The organism is Vibrio sp. 10N.222.52.C12 (assembly GCF_041474215.1).
In the GTDB taxonomy this organism is placed as follows: domain Bacteria; phylum Pseudomonadota; class Gammaproteobacteria; order Enterobacterales; family Vibrionaceae; genus Vibrio; species Vibrio crassostreae_C.
In genome coordinates, this window is sequence record NZ_JBFRTR010000188.1 from 1 (window position 1) to 4,397 (window position 4,397).

Consider the following 4,397-nt stretch of genomic DNA (forward strand, 5'->3'; position numbering starts at 1 on the left):
CTATATAATGTTAATCATCCGAAGAATATACTGTTGCTACCTGCACAAATAGAAGCAATGGCTTGCGAGTTGAGAGTTCCTTATCATATTGGTAATCACCGAGAATGGGGTACAGTCGATGCTCTAATTCCTAAAGAAAATGTAAAAAAAATAGAAGAAAAAAATAGAGGTACAGATATTGCTGGGGGATATCACTTTTTAGTCAGTGGCAAGGTTAGAAAGGAAATTAAGAAAATAATGAAAAAATGCAAAGATTATAAATGTCAAGAAATAGTTGATGCAATAGATAATTTATCAAAAACAATTTCTAATGATATTACAGCCGGTAGCATCAAGTTAAATAAGAATGGTGCGGACTTTTTGGACGATGGATTAGGTTGTGGAAGGGAGAAATGTAATAGTGAGAGAAACCATAATTTTTACGTCTCTCCTCACACTATAAAACAATTGGCCATGACTGGAACTAGACTAAAAACGGCGTACGAAATCTATGGTTAAAGAGTTATTTGAAGTTACAGAAAACTACATTACAAGTGATTTCCATTTTCAAGAGTCCGATCAAAGAACTTTTCAACTAGTGTACGATGAAATTACTTCATATAATAACAAGTTGGTTATCTATTCTACTTCTGAGATAAATGATTACAAGATGAAAAGCATCTATCGTTATGCTGATGGTTTTATTGTTAATGATGAAAGTGCCAGAATTCTGGCCTCTTTAGATATTTATAATCTATCAATTACACCTATATTAATTAAGGATAGGAAAAGAGTTGTTGAGAACTACTTTTATATGAAGGTTCACTCCATAATAAATTGTATAGATAATGAGAATTCAATATTTTATAGAGAAGGCGATGCATTCTCATTACAAAGTATAACTATCTTGTCAAACCGAATAAGCGAAAAGGATAGGATATTCTTCATTGATGATGATTATTCTATCTTGATGGATAAGGAGATTGTATCTGTTCTCCTTAAAAGCAATGACCTAGTGGTAAATAGCGTGTGTTTGAATTAACTTACATAGTCATGTTTTCTATGCTTTCATTGGTTTTCATAGATGAGTTTTTGATATCTAACAAGCTAGGTTTAGTCAGCGATGGAGAGTCAGCGTTGCTAAATGAAGGAGTTATATAATACTCATAAATTCCATCATCTTGTTGCATTGTAATTATGTTTTCTTTTAACGTTATAGTACTATTTTGATCAAACTCTAAGGTGAATATACTATTTATGATTAAATAATCTTCAAATTCGCTGACAGCACAACTAATGACATTAAAGTGCTCTGTAATATAACCATCAATCATGTCAATTAAGTCGAATTTAGGTATGTCTGACTGGTTTGGAGTGAGCTTAACGTAAGGAGTAACAACCTGTTCATCTGTTAGTTTAAGATCAAGATACTGTTCATCTAAAAAATAGTCTTGTATATGAGATTTTATTATTTTGTACTCAACTTCGAATTTAAAACACTTTACTTTAATCATGATTTATTTCCTATGGTGGTTTATAAGATATTTAATCATTTTTAAGGTTAAAATGGAAGCGTTTGCTGGCACCGTATAAATTTTTAAGACCAGTTAGTTTTCAACGATAAGCCGCTTCACTAAGTTTAGGAAATAAATTATGAAAGAAAATTATGTTATTTTAACGAAGCAGGCGTTAACTAACTTCCCATTCCAACAAAGCCCCAAGCCAATAGTGCCAGTAGAGCCTGATTTACTGCTTGAAATGACGTTTTCTCCAAAGCTATTTATCATCAGCGATGTTGCATCAAAAGTGGAGAAACTGGTCATACACGGAGTAGAGTGGTTAGACGCGCGCGTGGATTGTTCTCCAAGCCAACCAACAGATGATCAAATTAAAGTTTACGAAGACTATCGAGTGCCTTATATCCATCAAACTTATAAATTGACGGATAAAGAAAAACAATACGGCAAGTTGAACTGGTTAGACATTGAGTCAACGGAGTTTGATTTTTCTAAGTTAGAGAATATTCCACTCGAAGAAAGGCTAATTTTCAAGCTTGAAGAAGATTATGGTTTGGTTTTTATTCATCAAAGTGTGATTAATTTACTGAAACAACAGGTCAATGATGTTTGGGTGAGAGATGTTTAAATAAAGCGCCTGAGGCGCTTTTTTTTAAGTCATACTGGTTACGTTAACTTCTGATACATAGCAATAGTTAAGCACTTAGATCTTTTCAATCTCGGGCAGGGTGTATACCTTCATTGATTCAACGTTAGGTTGATAGACACGTAATAAGAAAGACCAGTTGTCTTTAGGGGTGTAAGCAAAGTTTACGTTATTACCATCCGCATGTTTTTTACAGTCTAAACCACCGAATACCACCGTGAATGTACCGTCTTCGTTTTGCGTCAGTCCTTGATTGGTCGAAACGATGTTATTCTCGTTCGACATGAGATAACCTTTTGAATCGTAGACAGTGATTGAGTAATAACCTAGGTCACTAGCTAATTTAGGTGCTTCGTATGTCGCTTGGTAACATTGTTCACCTTTGGCATTCTCTAGTGCGTAAGGTGCATACATTGCGGTGTCAGCTGTCGATAGGCCGAACGCTCCAGCAATTGTGTAAGTAGTCTTTTCCCAGTCAGTCACATCTTGCGCTCGGTATTGAACTGTATCGTATGTGTCATTTAACTTATCGTATTCTGGCATTAATGCAGTACGAACTGCTTCCATAGCCTCAGTGTTTGGCTTTGGCAATCCTTCAAGATCTTGACCACCACCGATAATTTTCACTTTCGGCTGAAGCTCTTCTGTAATCCGTTTAACGTTTTGTTTTGTTCCATCTGTCGCAAAACGCAAGCCTATCAGCACATATTTTGTATCGAACATTTCAGGAGTGAACTCGTAAGTTCCTGCGCCAACCTTATAAAATGGTTGAGTGTGGTTCATATCTTGAAGGTGAAGTGTAACTAATTTCCCATCGTTCTCAGGTACAACGACTGTAAATGGTTTGGAGGTATCGATAACGCCCATTGAGTACAAGTGATCAATGGATGGTGATACAACCCAACGAGTGTCTTTGTTCGCCAGTTCTTTGAAGTGATGAAGGTTGTTTAAGCCTAACTTAAAGTTGCGAGCAAAATTGTCAGCAAACCAAATGCCTTCTTGGTTTATGTACTCATGCACCGTCATACCATGATCTTCTGGGTTTACCGCCCACGAAGAAGAGTCAATGTTAGCAAAGACGTCTTCAATTGATTTATCTTCATTGTTAAAGCTGGTTGTGGACGTTCCTGCAACCGTTGAGAAAGACGTGACCACTAATAAAGAAAGTAGAGTTTTTTTCATTTTTAAATACCATATTCTGTTTTATTAAGTTGAGGTAATGGTAAGTAAAAGTTTGGTATTTATGAAATGACTATATAGAATCGCAGGTATGACAAATATGTTATACCTGTGAGGTTGGTACTTTGAAAGCTGCGCTAAACAAGATCGATTTGAACCTACTTAAGGTTCTACATGTTTTGATAGAAGAGCAAAATGTTACCCATGCTGCGGAGCGACTTTTTCTTGCTCAGCCTTCTGTGAGTCGGAAGTTACGGAAACTTCGAGAGCAGCTTGATGATGAGCTCTTTGTTTCGACTCCACAAGGAATGAAACCTACCTACAGGTGTAATCAAATCGCAGAGTCACTCCCTGACTTAATTGCGCTGCTAGAGAAAACATTAACTCCGGTAAAGAAGTTCGACGCGTACAGCCACGCTGGGCATATCTCTTTGGCCATTAATCCGCTTTTAGGACAGTCATTGCCTCATATCTTGTTCCTATTCCTTGCCAAGCATGCGCCGAACGTGACATTTTCTTGCCACATATGGAACCAGAATACGCTTGATAATTTAGCGAAAGATAACATTCAGTTAGGCATTAATTACGACGTCCCAATAGGCAGCAAGGCCATATTGCATAAACATTTGGCCGAAGATCACTTTAAGTTGTATGCGAATAAATCCCATCCTATTCATCTGAAGAAGATTGTAGAATTTGAATATCTTTCAGAATGTCGATTTGCAATTGCACAGTTGGCTGAGTGGAATGAAAAAGAGGGGATGATGGAAAACATGTTGGTGCAAAGAGGATTGAATTATAACGAAGTCTTTCGTTCCGAAATAATCTCAAATGTCGCAGCTGTGGCAGCGCAAACCGAGGCTCTATTTCCAACTTCAGAACTGTATATCGATAATACACATAACCTAGTTGAAGTTAGTCATGCGAGGCTCCCATCATTCAATAGCAAGCAGATTTTGCTTTATCAACACAAAAAAAGGGAGTCAGATCCTTTCTACTTGTGGCTACATGAAAACATAGTCCAGTTGGTTGATGGGTTAGGTTAGTTGTCCTCCTGGCAACTGTTTAACTCGATA

At 36.8% G+C, this 4,397-nt stretch carries 5 protein-coding genes and 1 pseudogene; 4 read left to right on the forward strand and 2 right to left on the reverse strand.

What is annotated here, in order from left to right; all coding sequences use genetic code 11:
• Both AB4623_RS23395 and AB4623_RS23400 read left to right on the forward strand, forming a co-directional pair.
• Nucleotides 1-498, forward strand: a pseudogene (locus AB4623_RS23395) (hypothetical protein); the annotation flags it as partial.
• On the forward strand, nucleotides 491-1,021 hold the full coding sequence (locus AB4623_RS23400) for a hypothetical protein (RefSeq protein ID WP_372058364.1): 531 nt from the start codon (nucleotides 491-493) through the stop codon (nucleotides 1,019-1,021). The pseudogene AB4623_RS23395 and the gene AB4623_RS23400, both read left to right, overlap by 8 nt.
• 1 nt (nucleotide 1,022) lies before the next feature.
• Here AB4623_RS23400 and AB4623_RS23405 read toward each other — a convergent pair whose 3' ends face one another.
• The gene (locus AB4623_RS23405; protein ID WP_372058363.1) at nucleotides 1,023-1,493 is read right to left on the reverse strand and encodes a hypothetical protein; all 471 of its coding nucleotides are present in this window, start codon (nucleotides 1,491-1,493) and stop codon (nucleotides 1,023-1,025) included.
• 139 nt (nucleotides 1,494-1,632) lie between these two features.
• Between AB4623_RS23405 and AB4623_RS23410 the strand changes: the two genes are divergently transcribed.
• Nucleotides 1,633-2,124: a hypothetical protein gene (locus tag AB4623_RS23410; protein WP_372147460.1), complete on the forward strand. Its 492-nt coding sequence runs from the start codon at nucleotides 1,633-1,635 to the stop codon at nucleotides 2,122-2,124.
• A 75-nt stretch (nucleotides 2,125-2,199) separates the two neighbouring features.
• Here the strand turns inward: AB4623_RS23410 and AB4623_RS23415 are convergent, their stop codons facing one another.
• The gene (locus tag AB4623_RS23415; RefSeq protein ID WP_017064536.1) at nucleotides 2,200-3,324 is read right to left on the reverse strand and encodes a DUF1254 domain-containing protein; all 1,125 of its coding nucleotides are present in this window, start codon (nucleotides 3,322-3,324) and stop codon (nucleotides 2,200-2,202) included.
• A gap of 122 nt (nucleotides 3,325-3,446) precedes the next feature.
• Between AB4623_RS23415 and AB4623_RS23420 the strand changes: the two genes are divergently transcribed.
• On the forward strand, nucleotides 3,447-4,367 hold the full coding sequence (locus AB4623_RS23420) for a LysR family transcriptional regulator (protein ID WP_076668635.1): 921 nt from the start codon (nucleotides 3,447-3,449) through the stop codon (nucleotides 4,365-4,367).
• Nucleotides 4,368-4,397: the final 30 nt, after the last annotated feature.